Genomic DNA, 16,078 nt, shown 5'->3' on the forward strand with positions numbered 1-16,078 from the left:
CTTTTTTTTCGATGCATCGTCTTCACAGGTGTGAACACCTTTGAGCAGAACCCGGAGCAAGGCCATGAGCACCGTTTCCGTCGCAACATCTGAGCGCAACAAACTGGTCCAGTGGCTGATCGGCATTTCCATAGCCACGGCCGTCTGGCTGTTTGCCTACAGCCAGCTCACGGCCTTTGCCGACTGGGTCGTCGATATTCTCGGCCTGTCGCGACAGACGCGTTTTGGCGAGGCCATTCATTTCTTCTTCTACGACAGCCCAAAGGTCGTCTTGCTGCTGACCGGCATTGTTTTTCTCATGGGCATCGTGCAGACCTTCTTTTCACCGGAGCGAACGCGGGCGATGCTGTCCGGCAAGCGCGAAGGCGTCGGCAATGTGCTGGCCGCCTCGCTCGGCATCGTCACACCGTTCTGCTCCTGCTCGGCCGTCCCGCTGTTCATCGGCTTTCTGTCGGCCGGCGTGCCGCTCGGCGTGACTTTCTCCTTCCTGATTTCAGCGCCGATGGTGAACGAAGTGGCGCTGGTCCTGCTCTTCGGCATGTTCGGCTGGAAAGTCGCCGCGCTCTATCTCGGATTGGGCCTGCTCGTCGCCATCGTCGCAGGACTGGTCATCGGCAAGCTCAAGATGGAACGTTTCCTTGAGGACTGGGTGCAGAAGATCCTTGGCGGGCAGAGCGCTCACCAGCCGGGTGAAACGCTTTCCTGGGTACAGCGTTTTGAAGCTGGTGGCGCCCACGTCAAGGAAATCGTCGGCAAGGTATGGCCCTACATTCTGGCCGGCATTGCGCTGGGGGCCGGCATCCACGGTTACGTGCCGGAAGATTTCATGGCCTCCTTCATGGGCAAGGATGTCTGGTGGGCCGTGCCCGCCGCTGTCGTCCTCGGCGTGCCGATGTATACCAACGCGGCCGGCGTCATCCCGATTGTCGAAGCGCTGATCGGCAAGGGCGCCGCGCTGGGCACCGTGCTCGCCTTCATGATGAGCGTCATCGCCCTCTCGGCGCCGGAAATGATCATCCTGCGCAAGGCACTCAAGCCGACGCTGATTGCCACATTTGCCGGTGTCGTGGCGTGCGGCATTCTGCTCGTCGGTTACGTTTTCAACTGGGTCCTGTAACCCATCCCTCTCCCGAGAAAGGAAGCAGCATGAAAAACATCAAGGTTCTGGGCACCGGCTGTGCCAACTGCCGCAACACGATTGCGCTGGTCGAAGCCGTCGCCAAGGAAAAAGGCGCTGAAGTTACGCTGGAAAAAGTCGAGGATATGGCCGCCATCATCGGCTATGGAGTGATGTCTACACCCGGCGTGGTGATCGATGGCGCCGTCGTCCATGCCGGCGGCGTGCCGTCGCGGGGCAAGGTAGAAGGCTGGTTTTGAGGCTTCCACGGTCAACCGGAAATAACGGCCAAAATTGAAATCGGCTCGTCTTTACGGAATCGCCGCTGAGGCCGTTCTTTTGATGCCGGCCAGGGCAAGCAGCCCGATGCCCGACAAAACGCCGGTCAGCAGGATGGCGACGCCACCGCCCCAATGTTCAAGAATGAGCGCCAGCAGAAACGGCGCGGCGGCCTGGGCGAGACGCTGACCGATGGCCAGCACACCCTGACGAACGCCGTAGCCGCTGGCGCCGAAGAGGGCGAGCGGCAAGGTGCCCTTGGCGATGGTGATCAGGCCGTTGCCGGCGCCATGCAGAAGGGCGAAGATGGCCAGCGCCCAGGGCGTCCCGCCAGCCAGCAGCAAGACCGCACCGCCCAGCGGATGCAAGGCCACTGCCACCCGCGCCGTACTCAGGGGATGCACGCGCAAACGTTTGCTGGCGACGAATTCGATCGCCCGGGCCGCCACCTGGGCCGGCCCGACCAGCGCCGAGGCAGCGATCGCCAGGCCGGCGGCGACGCCCAGGGCCTGCAACAGGCCGGGCAGATGCGCAGCCATGGCCGAGGTGACAAAGGAAGTGGCCGTGCCAAAAACGGCCACCAGGACAAATGCCCGTCGGCTGCCTGCAGCGTCGTCCGGGTGCGGTGTAGCAGACGCCAGTTCGGCCGTCGGCAAGTGACTGGCCGCCGGTGACAGCGTCAGCCAGTTGAGCGGCAGGGCAATCAGCAGATGCGCCGCTGCCCACATCAGGCAGGCCGTCGGCCAGTCGCTGGCGGCGACCACGGCCGAGGTCAGCGGCCAGCCTATCGTGCTGGCGAAACCGGCGAGCAGGGTGATGCCGGTAATCGACTGCCGGGCCTGCATGCCATGCTGGCGGACCAGCGCGGCAAACGCCGCGTCGTACAGGCCGAGCGCCATGCCGGAGCCGATCACCGCCCAGGCCGCGAACAGCATGACCACACTGGACGCCGAGGCGAGCAGGAGCAGGCCGGCAACAAACACCACATTGGAAAAACATAGCACCCGTCGCCCGCCATGCCGATCAATGCTGCGCCCGATAACCGGCCCGAGTGCCGCCATGACCAGCAAGCCGAACGAATACGCCGCGAATACCGTCGAAGTCGACATGCCAAGGCTTCGCGCGACAGGCTGGCTGATCACCGCCGGCAAATACGCCGACGAAGCCCAGGCGATGGTCTGCGCCGTTCCAAACGCAATAATTCGCCATCCGGACGCACCGCTCGCCGCTCCGCCTTCAGTCATCGTGTTTACCCATGCCCTGGATGGCCCATTGTGCAACAGCGGGCGACTTCCACGGTCAACCGGAAATAATGGCCAAAATCGAAATCAGCCGTTCACCGGAATCCGTTCAGGAAGGATTGTCCGCCTTCGGAATAATCCGAATAAGCACGATGCGCGGTCCGATCATCTTCTTCACCACGGCGTCAAATTGCGGAAAGGAGATGCGTTGCCCCTCTTCTGGCAGGGCGCCCAATTGCTGCAGGATCAGACCGCCAACCGAGTCGACGCCGGATTCATCGATGTCGATGCCCAGCGTACGTTCGAGCGTGAAGATGGGCAGACTGCCTTTGCCGATCAGCGAACCATCATCGAGCCTCGACCACTCGTTGTGGGTCTGGCGGAATTCGTCGCGAATCTCGCCGACCAAGGCGCCGAGCAGGTTATCGAGCGTGATGAAACCAATCGGATGACCGTCGCTGTAGGCGACCACGGCAAAATGCGGCGCGCCCTTGCGAAAGCGGCGAAACAGCTCGGTCGCCGAAAGACTCGGTGAAACGACGACGACCGGCCGCACCAGTTTCTCCAGCGTGTTGAGGTCCGGATCCTTGCGCAGGGCGATGAAGATGTCTTTCAGATGAACGACGCCCTTGGCATGACCATCGTCGGCCAGATAGGGATAGCGGCTGAAACGATGCTGCACGATCCGCTCGAGGCTGACCTCGATGTCATCCGTTTCCGACAACGGCACGGCTTCGCTGAAGGGCCGCATCAGGTCGGCCACCTCGAGGTCGCGAAAATCGAGCGCCTGGGCCAGGACCCGCCACTCGTCCCCGGTGAAATCGGCATTGGCCCGCGACGAGCGGAGAATAACCTTGAGTTCTTCAGCCGAGTAGTGGGTGTCGTGCCCGGTATTCACATCTAGATTGACCTTGCGCAGCACCCAGTTGGCGCTGTGGTTCAACACCCAGATCGCCGGATACATCGCCCAGTAGAAGGCATACAGCCCGGGCGCCGTCCACAGCCCGACCTTCTCCGTGACGCGGATGGCCATCGATTTGGGAGCCAGCTCGCCAACCACGATGTGCAAATAGGAAATGATGAAGAAGGCGACAGCGAAGGCAATGCCGTGCACCAGCTCCTCACCGGCGACGCCGAGCGCGTTGAGCAGCGGGCGCAGGAGATCGGCAAAGGCCGGCTCGCCGATCCAGCCCAGGCCGAGCGAGGCGAGGGTGATACCGAGCTGGCAGGCCGACAGGTAGGCTTCCAGATCCTGATGGACCTTGGCCAGAATGCGACCGCGCCAGCCGCGGGTCTTGGCAATCGCCTTGACCCGGCTTTGGCGCAGTTTGACCAGACTGAACTCGGCGGCAACAAAAAAGCCGTTCAAAACGACGAGGACCAGCGCCAGCACGACCAACATAAAACTATTACCCATATGGCGGGCACCTCGTGCCCCGCTCCTTCAAGTGAATTGGATGATTCGGATACTACCCCGTTGGTCCGCAGCAACATAAAATCACCGATCCGCCGCAACCAGCCTGGTTCGCCCATTGCCGGGCAGGGCAGGCTTCCACGGTCAACCCGAAAAAACGGCCAAAATCGAAATCTCCCGCCACGTTCCACGTGAAACCGGCTCGCCTATAATGCGAGGTCTGCACAGGAGACCCCGCATGAGCTACTTCAAACATCACGTTTTCGTCTGCACCAACCAGCGCGAAGGCGGCGAGCAATGCTGCAATAACGTCGGCGGTTCCGACATGTTCGCCTACGCCAAGGAGCGCATCGGCGCCCTCAAGCAGAATGGCGTCGGCGCCGTCCGCATCAACAAGGCCGGCTGCCTCGGCCGCTGCGAAGTCGGCCCGGTCATGGTCGTGTATCCCGAAGAAACCTGGTATTCCTTCATCGACAAGGAAGACGTCGAGGAAATCATCCAGTCCCACCTGATCGGCGGCAAGGTCGTCGACCGTCTGAAGATCTGACCCCCATGCGCGCCCCCGAAGAGAAAATCCTCATCGACGGCCCGGTCGGCAAGATCGAGGTCATCATGGAACGCCCTGATGCGCCGAAGGGCATCGCCCTGATCGCCCATCCGCACCCGATCGGCGGTGGCGCCAATACCAACAAGGTCGCCTACACGCTGGCCCGCACTTTCGTGGCGCTGGGCTATGCGGCTTTCCGCCCGAATTTCCGGGGCGTCGGCGACACCGAAGGCATCCATGACGACGGCGTCGGCGAGACCGATGACCTTCTCGCTGTCCTCGAAGACGCCAAATGTCGTTGCGGCAACCTGCCTGTTGCGCTGGCCGGCTTCTCGTTTGGCGCCTACTGCCAGACCCGCGTCGCCAAGCGCCTGGTCGAAGCCAACCACCCGGCCCAGCGCCTCGTCCTGGTCGGCACCGCCGCCGGCTTCGTCGAAGGCACCCGCCAGTACGACACCGAAGCCGTGCCGCACGACACCATCGTCATCCACGGCTCGGCCGACGATACCGTGCCGCTCGGCAACGTCCTCAACTGGGCGCAACCGCTCGACCTGCCGGTCGTCGTCGTGCCCGGCGCCGATCACTTCTTCCACCGTCGCCTGCACCTCATCCGCGACATCGTGACGCGCGCATGGCGGCATTAGAAGCCAGCAATCTGCGCAAGACCTACGGCGACAGGGAAGTCGTCGCCGGTCTGTCGTTCGCCGTCGAACCGGGCACCTGTTTCGGCCTGCTCGGCCCAAACGGCGCCGGCAAGACGACGACGCTGCGCCTCTGCCTCGGCCTGACCGCGCCGGACAGCGGCGACATCGTGCTCAACGGCCACGTCATTCCCGACGACGCGCAGGCGGCGAGGGCGCGCATCGGCGTCGTGCCGCAATTCGACAACCTCGACCCGGACTTCACCTGCGCCGAAAACCTGCTCGTCTTCGGCCGCTATTTCGGCTTTAAAGACGCCGACATTCGCGCCAAAATCCCGCAACTGCTCGAATTCGCCAGCCTGACCAGCAAGGCGGAGGCCCGCATTTCAACGCTATCCGGCGGCATGAAACGCCGGCTGACGCTGGCCCGGGCCATGGTCAACGACCCCGACATCATCTTCCTCGACGAGCCGACCACCGGCCTCGACCCGCAGGCCCGCCACCTGATCTGGGAACGTCTCAAACAGCTCAAGTCAGCCGGCAAGACGCTGATCCTGACTACCCATTTCATGGACGAAGCCGAACGCCTGTGCGACACGCTGATCGTCATCGACCACGGTCGCAAGATCGCCGAAGGCAGCCCGCGCCAACTGATCGCCGAGCAGATCGAACCGCAGGTCGTCGAGGTTTTCGACGAATCCCACGGTCAACTGGAAATTTTCGTCAAAAATCAAAAACACCTCGCCGAGCGCGTCGAAACCAGCGGCGAAACCGCCTTCTTCTATTGCCGCGACCCGCGTGAACTGCTGGCCCGACTTGCCGATGCCGACGGCCTGCGCTATGTGCACCGCGCCTCCAACCTCGAAGACGTCTTCATCAAACTGACCGGCCGCGAACTGCGCGACTGAACCCGGCGCAATCTGGCCAGGAAGCCGGCAAACAGGCCCGGAAACGAGACCAATCCAGCCCCTTGGCATTCGCCACCCGAGATGCCAAGCTCATGTTTCTCCTGGACATTTTCCAAAAGCTGCTAAAATGGAACATTGGCTCAGTTTGGAAATCGCAATGCGTTGGTTGATGGTCGCGGCAGTGCTCGCATTCTCGGCAGTGGAAGTGGGTGCCTCGGAACAAGGTTCCGACGAGGCAGCGTCCGTCGTCGACATGTCCGTAGCTGCCCAAGGCGTCACCATCTCGGCCATTCCGATGCCGCCGCGCGCCATCAAGGAACTGACGCTCGAACAATCTGACCGCTTGCGCGCCGCCAAAAAGGCACGCATCGAGGCGCGCCTCGCCAAGAAAAAGGCAGCGACCGTCCTCATGCTGAGCCGCACCGAGCGCCGCCAGGTCGCGCTTCTGAGCGCCAGTACGCACGCCGGCGAGCCACAGATTTTCACCTACGACCCGAACGACAACTATCAGGGCGGCCTCGACGAACTCGACCTGCACCGTTCGTTCAATCGCCCCAAAGTCGTCGACGAATCTGCCAGCGAAGAAGCTGATCGTGATGAAGTGCCCGGCCACATTCGACTCCGCCTGATGGTGGCGCGACTCAAGGCAGTCGAAGCCCACGCCCTGAGCCAGGTGCCGGATAGCGACGAGGCACTTCCTGATTCAGTCCTGCTTCGCCTCAAAGAAGCCCGCCAGAAAGCCGTTGAAGCGCATCAGCGCAAGTTCGGCTGATCTCCCAGCTCAGCCGAGCAGGGCGTCGACCACAGCAGAAAAATCATCGTAAATCGCCGCCGGACGAATGTCCGGATGCGCATCGTCGCCGGCCCGGAATTTCCCTGTCCGCACCAGAATCCCCGGAATACCCGCCGCCTGCGCGCCGCCGATGTCATCGCTCAGGTCGTCGCCGATCAGCACCGCCTGAGCCGGCGCGATACCCAGTTCAGCCAGCGCCGCATTGAAGAAAGCCGGTGCCGGCTTGCCGGTAATTTCGGCCGAGATCCCGGCCGAATACTCCAACCCGGCGACGAAGGCGCCCATGTCAAGCGATAGCCCGTCCGGCTCCATGAAATAGCGATTGCGCGCCATCGCCATGAGCGGCAGGCCGTCCATGAGCAGGCGGAAAGCATGATTGAGGATCGGGTAGGTGAAATGCGTCCCCATGTCGCCGAGCACGACGATATCCGGCTCGGCAGCGCTGTCACCCATTTCGGCGGCGATATCGGGGTGGATCAGCCACAGCGGGCGCAGGCCACGAGCCCGAACCAACGTTCGCGCCGCCAGCGCCGCCGTCTGTATCTCGCTGGCGGCCAGCGTGAAACCCATGCGCTGCAACTTGGCGAACAAAATCGAACTGGGCGTCCGCGTCGTATTGGTCAGGAAACGCAGCGGCAACCCCGACGCCCGCAGCCGGTCGAGTGCCCGCACTGCCCCCGGCAAGGCGTCATCCCCGGTGTGCAGGACGCCGGCCAGATCGATCAAAGCCGCTTTCGGTGAAATTGTCGGCGCCATCTCCGCCACCTTCGAAGAGTTTTAACAGTGGTTCGATTATCGTTTTTGACTAAAGTTTTGTCATTGGCTCAGCGGGCTAGAATAGACGGATGACGACACCTTCCGCCTCTGCCGAAAAGCTTTTTTATGAAGCCTTGCAGGTCATGGAGCAGGGCGATCTGGCTGCCGCAGAAAACGGGTTTCGCCAGACCTTGCTGCTGGCACCAACGCTGTCCGAAGCTCATGCCAATCTTGGTTACCTGCTCGACAGTCAGGGCCGCCATCAGGAAGCCGAGGAGAGTTACCGTCAGGCCCTGGCGCTGTCCCCGACACAGGTGCAGACCTACATCAATCTGGGCGCCCTGCTCGAATCCCAACAACGCTTTGACGAAGCCGAGGTGGCATATCAGAGTGCACTGGCCATCGACCCGGAATCGGCCGCCGCCTGGTCCAATCTCGGTGTGTTGATGACCTGCATGAAACGGGAAACGGAAGCCGAGCGCTGTTTCCGCAGCGCACTGGAACTGGCACCGGATTATCAGAAAGCCTCATTCAACCTCGCCCACCTGCTGTTGCGCCAGGGACGCTACGAAGAAGGCTGGCGCCACATGGAATCGCGCGACTGGTACGCCCAGATCGCGAAACACCTCGGCATGCCGCGCTGGCAGGGCGAAGCGTTGGCGGGAAAAGCGATCCTGATCGGGCTTGAGGCCGGTCACGGCGACATGATCCAGTTTTGCCGCTACGGCAAACTGCTCAAGGAACAGGGCGCCCGGCGCGTCTCCGTCCTTTGCCACCCGCCGCTCAAGACCCTGTTCCAGAACCTCGCCGGCATTGACGAGGCGATTGCCGTCGGCGACCCGGATCCCGGTATCGCCTGGGATTACTGGACGCCGCCCATAAGCCAGCCGTATTACCTCGGCACACGCCTCGACACCATCCCGGCCGAACTGCCCTACCTGCGGGTGGCGCCGGACAAGGTCGCCGCTTGGCGGGCCGTCATGGGCGACAGTGGCGACGCGCTGCGCGTCGGACTGGTCTGGAAGGGCAACCCGCGCTTCGAGAACGACGCTTATCGTTCACTGGGCTCGCTCCGCGAACTGGCGCCGCTCAGCGACGTCGCGGGCATCCGCTATTTCAGCCTGCAGAAAGGGGCAGGAGAGGACGAAGCGGCCAGCGCCGTCTCGCCGTTTGCTATCACCCCGCTCGGCGCCGATATCGCCGACTTTTCCGACACGGCGGCGATCATGATGAATCTCGATCTGGTCATCGCCGTCGACACCGCCGCCGCCCATCTGGCCGGCGCTCTGGGTCGTCCCTGCTGGGTCCTGCTGCCCGATTACAAGACCGACTGGCGATGGCTCGCCGAGCGCAGCGATTCGCCGTGGTACCCGAGAGTCATGCGGCTGTTTCGGCAGGGTGCCACCGGCAGCTGGGCGCCGGTTATCGCCGAACTCAAGAAAGCGCTGGCTGATCTGGTGAAGCAACGCAGCCAAGCAATCGCCAGCGGGCCGTGATTGTTAACCGGAGCTGGTGCCGTGCCGGTCCTGCCGCTGGGCGAGCGCCCTGGCCACTCGCGGCACCGGTTTTTCCCGGTCCTTCAACAAACCTTGCAGGCAGGCCGGATTGGCACGGGCCCCGCTCGATTGGTAGTCGGCGAGCAACGTCTGGCGGACGCTTTCGTTTTCCATTCGGAGACCGCCGGTCAGGTAGTCGAACAGGCAATCGACCAGTTTTTCCGGCGTCAGGCGACTGGTCTGGCCGGTGCTTTGCCATAGCCAGTCGGCGAAGGCGAGGAAGGCGGCAAAGGGCGAGGGGCCGGCGAGCAGGATGGGCAGGGTTTGCGGAAAGCGGCCGGAATTGGCGAGCAGATCCCAGTAACGGGCGAGGCGGGTGAAACGCTCGACGGTCGGCGCGTCGACCACGGCGGTTTGTCGAACGGTATAGGGCGGTTCGGCGTCGTAGACCATGCCGTAAGCCACGCTGTGCCGGGCAATCGGCGTGCCGCGCAGGCGTTTGAGGGCACCGAGCTGGATTTCCTGCGGATGCAGGGCGTACAGGCGGTCGAAACCGATGGCAAAGCTGGCCAGCGTTTCACCGGGCAGGCCGAAAATGAGGTCGGTATGCAGGTGGGCGTGGCTGTGATTGACCAGCCAGGCCAGGTTTTCACAGGTTTTGGCGTTGTCCTGCCGGCGCGAGATGGCCTGCTGGACTTCCGGATTGAAGGTCTGGATACCGACTTCGAACTGCAGCACGCCAGGCGGGAAGCGGGCGATCATTTCTTTCAGACGGTCCGGCAGGTGATCGGGGATCACTTCGAAATGCAGGAAGAGATCCGGCGTCAGGCGGTCAAGGAAGAATTGCAGGATGGTCAGCGAGCTGTCGATCTTGAGATTGAAGGTCCGGTCGACGAACTTGAAGTTGCGCGCCCCGCGCTCGTAGAGCGTTTCCAGCGCGGCAAGAAAGCGCTCGGGCTCAAAGGCCCAGGCCGTCTTGTCGAGCGAACTGAGGCAGAACTCGCACTTGAACGGACAGCCGCGCGACGCTTCGACATAGAGCAGGCGATGCGCCAGATCGTCGGCGCTGAACTCGGCGTAGGGCAGGGCGATGTCGTCCAGCGCCGGCTGCTCGCCGGGGATCACTTTCATGAGCGGCGGCGGCCCGTCTAGCAGGGCGCGGCACAGCTTCGGAAAACTCACGTCGCCCCAGCCGGTGATCAGGTGATCGGCCAGCCGGACGATTTCCTGTTCTGCCCACTCGTAACTGACTTCCGGCCCGCCGAGGACGATTTTCAACGCCGGCCGGGCCAATTTAAGGCGGCGGACGACCTCGGTCGTTTGCACGACGTTCCAGATATAGACGCCGAAACCGATGACCTGAGGCTCTTCGGCGAGCAGCGCAGCGACGATTTCCGCCACCGGTCGGGCTATGGTGAATTCGCACAAAACAGTCCGCTCACGCAGCCCGACGCCGCCATGCCGGTCCATGTTGGCGAGCAGGTAGCGCAGGCCAAGCGAGGCGTGGATGTATTTGGCGTTGAGCGTGCTCAGGATGATGGCGGGCGGCATTTCGCCATTTTGACAGCTTCGCCGACGCCTCCCGAAGCGATCCCACGGTCAACCGGAAAAAAGGCCCAAAATTGAAATCGCTCGAATGGCGAACTAAAGCGCTGTCGGCTCGGCCAAAGGCTAAAATGCGTCTTCCGTTTCATTCGTTCAGCCCCATGCTGCCTCTACCCTCCCTGCTCGGCTGGTTTCCCGTCTGGCAACGCAATTTCCTGGTCTGGAAGAAGCTCGCCCTGCCGTCCATTCTCGGCAACCTGGCCGATCCGCTGATCTACATGCTCGGCCTCGGCTATGGCCTGGGCGCCATGCTGCCGAGCATCGAAGGTCAGCCTTATATTGCTTTCCTGGCGGGCGGTACCGTCTGCGCCTCGACGATGAATGCCGCGACCTTCGAGGCCCTGTACTCGGCCTTCTCGCGCATGCACGTCCAGAAAACCTGGGAAGCCATCCTCAACACGCCGCTCGGGCTGGGCGATGTCGTCGCCGGCGAACTGTTCTGGGCGGCGACCAAGTCGCTGTTCTCGGGCGCCGCGATTCTCGTCGTCATCACCGGCATGGGCCTGACCAATGGCCCGCTGATGCTCTGGGCGCTGCCGGCCATCGTCCTCACCGGGCTGGCCTTCGCCGCCCTCGGCCTGATCTGGAACGCGCTGGCGCCGTCCTACGATTTCTTCATGTACTACTTCACCCTGTTCATCACGCCGATGACGCTGGTTTCCGGCGTTTTCTTTCCGACCGACCAGCTCCCAGGCTGGCTGGCGCTGATCGGCGGCTGGCTACCGCTGGCCCAGGGTGTCGCGCTGGTTCGCCCGCTGCTCGCCGGCCAGATCCCGGCCGACGCCCTGATCCACATCATGGCGCTGCTCGGCACCGCGGCCGTAGCCTTCGCGATTGCTCTCCACCTGACCCGTCGCCGCCTGCTCAAGTAGAATCCGCTAATGGAAACTCTGCTCGTCATCACCAACTGTCCGGACGAAGAAACCGCCAACGCCATCGCACTCGCCGCGGTTGAGGCCGGGCTGGCCGCCTGCGTGAACATCCTGCCGCGCGTCCAGTCGATCTATCGCTGGCAGGGCAAGGTCGAATCGGCTTCCGAAATTCCGCTGTTTTTCAAGTTGACCGCAGCAAACTACCCGGCGCTCGAAGCCAAAATCCACGAACTCCACCCCTACGAGTTGCCCGAAATCATCGCCCTGCCGATCAGCCACGGCTTGCCCGCCTACCTGATCTGGGTGGCAGCAGAAACGACCCCATGACCATGCGCCTCCTGTTCCTCGTTTTCGCCTTTTTCATCTCGCTCGCCCACGCCGAGGAATTCCTCGACCCGGCCGTCGCCTTCAAGCCATCGGTCAAGGCCCTCGACGGGCAGACGCTCGAAATCAGCTACGAGATCGCCAAGGGCTACTACCTCTACCGCGACAAATTCCGCTTCACTGTCGACGGCGAAACGGCCCCCCTCGGCACGCCGACCTACCCGAAAGGCAAGGAACACGACGACGAGAATTTTGGCAAGGTCGAGGTTTATTACAAGACCGTCGCCATCCGCGTGCCGGTCGAGCGCATGTCCTCCGGCCCCTTGGCGCTCAAACTCAACGTCACCTCGCAAGGCTGCGCCGACGCCGGCGTCTGCTATCCGCCGCAAACCCAGCCGCTCAACGTCGAACTGCCCGACCCGGCCAGCGCCCCGACTGCCGCGGCAGCACCGGCTAACGGCGACGAAAGCGGCCGGATCGCCGACACGCTCAAAAACGCCGGCTTCTGGACCAGCCTCGCCTTTTTCTTCATCGCCGGCCTCGGCCTGTCGCTGACCCCCTGCGTCTTCCCGATGATCCCCATTTTGTCCGGCATCATCGCCGGTCAGGGACACAAGAACTCGCATGCCCGCGGTTTCGCCCTATCCGTCGCCTACGTCCTCGGCATGGCTGTCACCTATGCCGCGGCCGGCATCGCGGCCGGCCTGAGCGGCACGCTGATTTCCGCTGCGCTGCAAAACGCGTGGGTGCTCGGCAGCTTCGCGCTGGTTTTCGTCGTCCTCTCGTTCTCGATGTTCGGCTTCTACGAACTGCAATTGCCGACCGCGCTGCAAAGCAAGCTGTCGGAAGAATCCGGCCACCTGCAGGGCGGACGCGGCATCGGGGTTTTCCTGATGGGTGCGCTGTCAGCCCTGATCGTCGGCCCCTGTGTTGCCGCCCCGCTGGCCGGTGCGCTGCTTTACATCGGGCAGACCGGCGACGCTGTGTTCGGCGGTGCCGCGCTGTTCATCATGGCGCTCGGCATGGGCGCGCCGTTGATCGCCGTCGGCATTGCCGGCGGTTCGCTGCTGCCCAAAACCGGGCCGTGGATGGAAGGCGTCAAGAAGGCTTTCGGCGTGCTGCTGCTCGCTACCGCCGTCTGGCTTGTCTCGCCGGTCGTCCCGCCGGTCGCGGCTATGCTGGCCTGGGCAGCGCTGCTCATCATCCCGGCCATCTACCTCCACGCCCTCGATCCGCTGCCGCCCCATGCCAAGGGCTGGCACCGTTTCTGGAAGGGCATCGGCATCGTCATGCTGCTAACCGGCGCCGCGCTGCTCATCGGCGCCCTGGCCGGCGGGCGCGATCCGCTGCAGCCGCTGGCCGGGCTGCGCGGACAGGCCGTCGCCGCCGAGGAAAAACGATTGCCCTTCGAACGTGTGACGTCGGTGGCCGATCTGGAAGCTCGAATCAAGACGGCCGGCAAGCCGGTCATGCTCGATTTTTACGCCGACTGGTGCGTCTCGTGCAAGGAAATGGAGCGTTTCACCTTCTCCGACCCCGCTGTTCAGGCCAAATTGGCTGGCTTCACACTGTTGCAGGCTGATGTCACGGCCAATTCCGACAACGACAAGGCTTTATTGGCTAAATTCAAGCTGTTTGGCCCACCGGGCATCATTTTCTACGACGCAAAAGGGCAGGAAAACAAGACCGTGCGCATCGTCGGTTTTCAGGATGCGGCCCAGTTCATGAAGACCCTGCAACAGAACGCGACAAGCAGCTAGATTTTTTGCAGTTTCGCCCGGCCCAGCGCCTGGCGCAGGCCTAGAACGCCGAACACCGTGCCCACCACGGCGCCGGCCACAACGTCGATGACCACATGCTGACGCGTCGCCACGGTCGACCACAAAATCGCCAGACAATGCAGCCAGATCAGCCAGCGCAGGAGCAACGGGGCGCTGATCGTCGTCACCAGCCGGTCGAGCCAGATCGCTGCAAACACCGCCGAAGCGACATGCAACGACGGGCAGGCGTTGCCGCTGGCATCGACGTCCTTGATGATGGCCATTTCCGGATAGAGCTTCCAGTCGATGCCAGCCGGCGGAACGCCGGTCGGAAAGACCCAGAAAATGCCCAGGCAGAGCAGGCACATGGCCGCCATCCACAGGCCGAACAGGATCAACGTCCTGACATCCCTGAACAGGGCGGCCGGCAGTGAGGCGAAAACCCACAGCGAGGCGTAGACCGGAAATGCCAGCGCCGTGACGGGAATCCACTCGTCAACCACCGTCAGCGGCATCAGCGTGACCGGGAACAGCGGGTTACGCAACACCCCGAAATAGGCCCAGAAGAAAAGCAGCATGAACAGCGTCGTGCCGACCGCCTTGAGGGGCCACAGGAAGATCACCCGGGAGGCAATCTGCCGGGTCCAGCGGGGGTCGTCGAACTGTTGCATTGATGGCTCAAAAGGGCGCGACTGGGTGAGGGCCGCCACCATGGTAACAAATGGCATGTCTGCTGCCCGGGTACGGTACACCAGCGCAAGAGTATGGGGGGAAACCTTTGGAAAACATGGGCTTTCAGCTAAAATGGCGGGTCTATGGAATCCATTGGCCTGATTCGCGATTTTCTCAAGGACCGCCTCGGCGTCGAGCCGGAAAATGTCGTTCCCGGCGCCGCGCTGGCGGAGCTTGGTGTGGACTCGCTGATGATGCTCGAACTGATGTTCGAGTTCGAGGACCGCTTCGGCATCAAGCTTTCCCGCGATATCAAAACCCCCCGGACCGTTGGCGAGATGGTGTCGCTGATGGACGGGCTGATCGCCAAGTCAAAGAGCTGAGCGATGAGCCAGCGGCGGGTGGCGATTACTGGCCTCGGATTGGTCAGTCCTTACGGTGGCGACCTCACTGATTTCTTCAGGCGCCTGTGTGCCGGCGAATCGGCCGTCGGCTACCTGCTCACCGATGATGTGCCACGCCCGCTGTCGATGCCCTTTGTCACGAGCCCCGGATTCGATCCGGCTGCCACGCTCGGCAAACCACTGGCCGGCATGATGGACCGCTACGCGCAGTTCGGCATGGCTGCCGCCTTCAGCGCCTGGGACGATGCCGGTCTGCCGCGACAGACCGCGGGTGAATGCCGCGATAACTGGGGTGTCGCCTGGGGCACCGCGCTCGGCGGCACGATGGCCTACGAGCACGGCTACCGCGAGCTATGGCAACGCGGCCGCGAACGTCTTTCACCGCTAACGGTCGTACTTGGCATGAACAACGGCGCCAATGCCCACATGTCCATCCAACTCGGGCTGGGCGGCGTCAGCATGAGCCACACTGTGGCCTGCGCCTCGTCAGCCATTGCCATCGGCGAGGCTTTCCGCCGTGTGCGCAGCGGCGAAGCGACGATCATGCTGACCGGCGGTTCCGACGTGCCGCAGGCCTACGGCGTTGCCCGCGCCTGGGAGGCCTTGCGCGTCATGGCACCGGGCGACGCCGACACCTCGGCTACCGCCTGTCGGCCCTTCTCGGCTAATCGCCGCGGCCTGGTACTCGGCGAGGGCGGGGCGGCCCTGGTCCTTGAAGACTGGGAGCATGCCGTCGCCCGCGGCGCCCGCATTCACGGCGAGATCGTTGGCTACGGCACGACTTGCGACCACAGCCATCTCGTCCGCCCGGAAGCCGAAGGGCAGATTCGCGCCATCCAGCTGACCTTGGCCGATGCCGGGCTGGGCATCACCGACATCGATTACGTCAACGCCCACGGCACAGCGACGGCCGAAGGCGATCCGGTTGAAGTCGCCGCGCTGAAGGCAGTTTTCGGCGAGCGCGCCGCATCCCTGCCGGTCAGCGCCACCAAGTCGATGCATGGCCATTCGCTCGGCGGCTCGGCCGCCATCGAAGCCATCGTCACCGTCCTCACCCTGCGCGACGGGTCGATTCCGCCGACCGCCCATCTCGGCCAACTCGACCCGGCCTGCGCCGGCGTCGACCACGTCACGACAGCCCGTCACGGCCAGCCGTTGCGCGCCGCGCTCTCCAATTCCTTCGCTTTCGGTGGCAGCAACGCGGTCCTCGCGTTCCGCGCCGTCGACCTGTAACCCCACGGAAGTACCG

Annotated in this window: 17 protein-coding genes; 12 read left to right on the forward strand and 5 right to left on the reverse strand. The window is 63.2% G+C overall.

Going from position 1 to position 16,078, the window contains the following annotated elements:
• The first annotated feature begins 64 nt into the window (after nt 1-64).
• Complete coding sequence (locus WBK19_RS19810; protein WP_511292788.1) at nt 65-1,117, forward strand: permease; 1,053 nt, start codon at nt 65-67, stop codon at nt 1,115-1,117.
• Between the two features lie 29 nt (nt 1,118-1,146).
• Nucleotides 1,147-1,377 (forward strand): thioredoxin family protein, encoded by a 231-nt coding sequence (locus WBK19_RS19815; RefSeq protein WP_511292789.1) that lies wholly within the window; start codon nt 1,147-1,149, stop codon nt 1,375-1,377.
• Between the two features lie 51 nt (nt 1,378-1,428).
• Here the strand turns inward: WBK19_RS19815 and WBK19_RS19820 are convergent, their stop codons facing one another.
• On the reverse strand, nt 1,429-2,640 hold the full coding sequence (locus WBK19_RS19820) for an MFS transporter (protein ID WP_511292790.1): 1,212 nt from the start codon (nt 2,638-2,640) through the stop codon (nt 1,429-1,431).
• A gap of 106 nt (nt 2,641-2,746) precedes the next feature.
• A complete protein-coding gene (locus WBK19_RS19825; protein ID WP_511292791.1) occupies nt 2,747-4,054 on the reverse strand; it encodes a hemolysin family protein in 1,308 nt (435 codons plus the stop codon).
• Nucleotides 4,055-4,289: 235 nt separating this feature from the next.
• Between WBK19_RS19825 and WBK19_RS19830 the strand changes: the two genes are divergently transcribed.
• The 4 genes from WBK19_RS19830 to WBK19_RS19845 all read left to right on the forward strand — a co-directional run bounded on the left by WBK19_RS19830 (nt 4,290) and on the right by WBK19_RS19845 (nt 6,919).
• Nucleotides 4,290-4,598, forward strand: coding sequence for a (2Fe-2S) ferredoxin domain-containing protein (locus WBK19_RS19830; protein WP_511292792.1), 309 nt, complete (start codon nt 4,290-4,292; stop codon nt 4,596-4,598).
• A gap of 5 nt (nt 4,599-4,603) precedes the next feature.
• Nucleotides 4,604-5,242, forward strand: coding sequence for an alpha/beta hydrolase (locus tag WBK19_RS19835; RefSeq protein WP_511292793.1), 639 nt, complete (start codon nt 4,604-4,606; stop codon nt 5,240-5,242).
• Nucleotides 5,230-6,147: an ATP-binding cassette domain-containing protein gene (locus tag WBK19_RS19840; RefSeq protein ID WP_511292794.1), complete on the forward strand. Its 918-nt coding sequence runs from the start codon at nt 5,230-5,232 to the stop codon at nt 6,145-6,147. Before WBK19_RS19835 ends, WBK19_RS19840 begins: the two co-directional genes overlap by 13 nt.
• Before the next feature lie 157 nt (nt 6,148-6,304).
• Complete coding sequence (locus WBK19_RS19845; RefSeq protein ID WP_511292795.1) at nt 6,305-6,919, forward strand: hypothetical protein; 615 nt, start codon at nt 6,305-6,307, stop codon at nt 6,917-6,919.
• Between the two features lie 9 nt (nt 6,920-6,928).
• Here the strand turns inward: WBK19_RS19845 and WBK19_RS19850 are convergent, their stop codons facing one another.
• Nucleotides 6,929-7,696, reverse strand: a complete 768-nt coding sequence (locus WBK19_RS19850; RefSeq protein ID WP_511292796.1) for a TIGR01458 family HAD-type hydrolase — start codon at nt 7,694-7,696, stop codon at nt 6,929-6,931.
• A gap of 89 nt (nt 7,697-7,785) precedes the next feature.
• Between WBK19_RS19850 and WBK19_RS19855 the strand changes: the two genes are divergently transcribed.
• Nucleotides 7,786-9,192, forward strand: coding sequence for a tetratricopeptide repeat protein (locus tag WBK19_RS19855; RefSeq protein ID WP_511292797.1), 1,407 nt, complete (start codon nt 7,786-7,788; stop codon nt 9,190-9,192).
• 3 nt (nt 9,193-9,195) lie between these two features.
• Here the strand turns inward: WBK19_RS19855 and WBK19_RS19860 are convergent, their stop codons facing one another.
• Nucleotides 9,196-10,743 carry a B12-binding domain-containing radical SAM protein gene (locus WBK19_RS19860; protein WP_511292798.1) on the reverse strand — a complete coding sequence of 516 codons (1,548 nt, stop codon included), beginning with the start codon at nt 10,741-10,743 and terminating at the stop codon, nt 9,196-9,198.
• 155 nt (nt 10,744-10,898) lie between these two features.
• Here WBK19_RS19860 and WBK19_RS19865 point away from each other — a divergent pair, with 155 nt between their 5' ends.
• Genes WBK19_RS19865 through dsbD form a run of 3 tightly spaced genes read left to right on the forward strand, consistent with a single transcriptional unit; the run spans nt 10,899 to nt 13,753 of the window.
• Nucleotides 10,899-11,669: an ABC transporter permease gene (locus tag WBK19_RS19865; RefSeq protein WP_511292799.1), complete on the forward strand. Its 771-nt coding sequence runs from the start codon at nt 10,899-10,901 to the stop codon at nt 11,667-11,669.
• Nucleotides 11,670-11,678: 9 nt separating this feature from the next.
• On the forward strand, nt 11,679-11,996 hold the full coding sequence (cutA, locus tag WBK19_RS19870) for a divalent-cation tolerance protein CutA (RefSeq protein WP_511292800.1): 318 nt from the start codon (nt 11,679-11,681) through the stop codon (nt 11,994-11,996).
• A complete protein-coding gene (gene dsbD, locus WBK19_RS19875) occupies nt 11,993-13,753 on the forward strand; it encodes a protein-disulfide reductase DsbD (protein WP_511292801.1) in 1,761 nt (586 codons plus the stop codon). Before cutA ends, dsbD begins: the two co-directional genes overlap by 4 nt.
• Here dsbD and WBK19_RS19880 read toward each other — a convergent pair.
• Nucleotides 13,750-14,424 carry a phosphatase PAP2 family protein gene (locus WBK19_RS19880; RefSeq protein ID WP_511292802.1) on the reverse strand — a complete coding sequence of 225 codons (675 nt, stop codon included), beginning with the start codon at nt 14,422-14,424 and terminating at the stop codon, nt 13,750-13,752. The two genes, dsbD and WBK19_RS19880, sit on opposite strands and share 4 nt — an antisense overlap.
• Nucleotides 14,425-14,568: 144 nt before the next feature.
• On the opposite strand from WBK19_RS19880, the gene WBK19_RS19885 reads away from it, so the two are divergent.
• Nucleotides 14,569-14,808, forward strand: coding sequence for an acyl carrier protein (locus WBK19_RS19885; protein WP_511292803.1), 240 nt, complete (start codon nt 14,569-14,571; stop codon nt 14,806-14,808).
• A 3-nt stretch (nt 14,809-14,811) separates the two neighbouring features.
• A complete protein-coding gene (locus WBK19_RS19890; protein WP_511292804.1) occupies nt 14,812-16,062 on the forward strand; it encodes a beta-ketoacyl-[acyl-carrier-protein] synthase family protein in 1,251 nt (416 codons plus the stop codon).
• The last annotated feature ends 16 nt before the right edge of the window (nt 16,063-16,078 follow it).

It is taken from the genome of Azonexus sp., assembly GCF_049652925.1.
Taxonomy (GTDB): domain Bacteria; phylum Pseudomonadota; class Gammaproteobacteria; order Burkholderiales; family Rhodocyclaceae; genus Azonexus.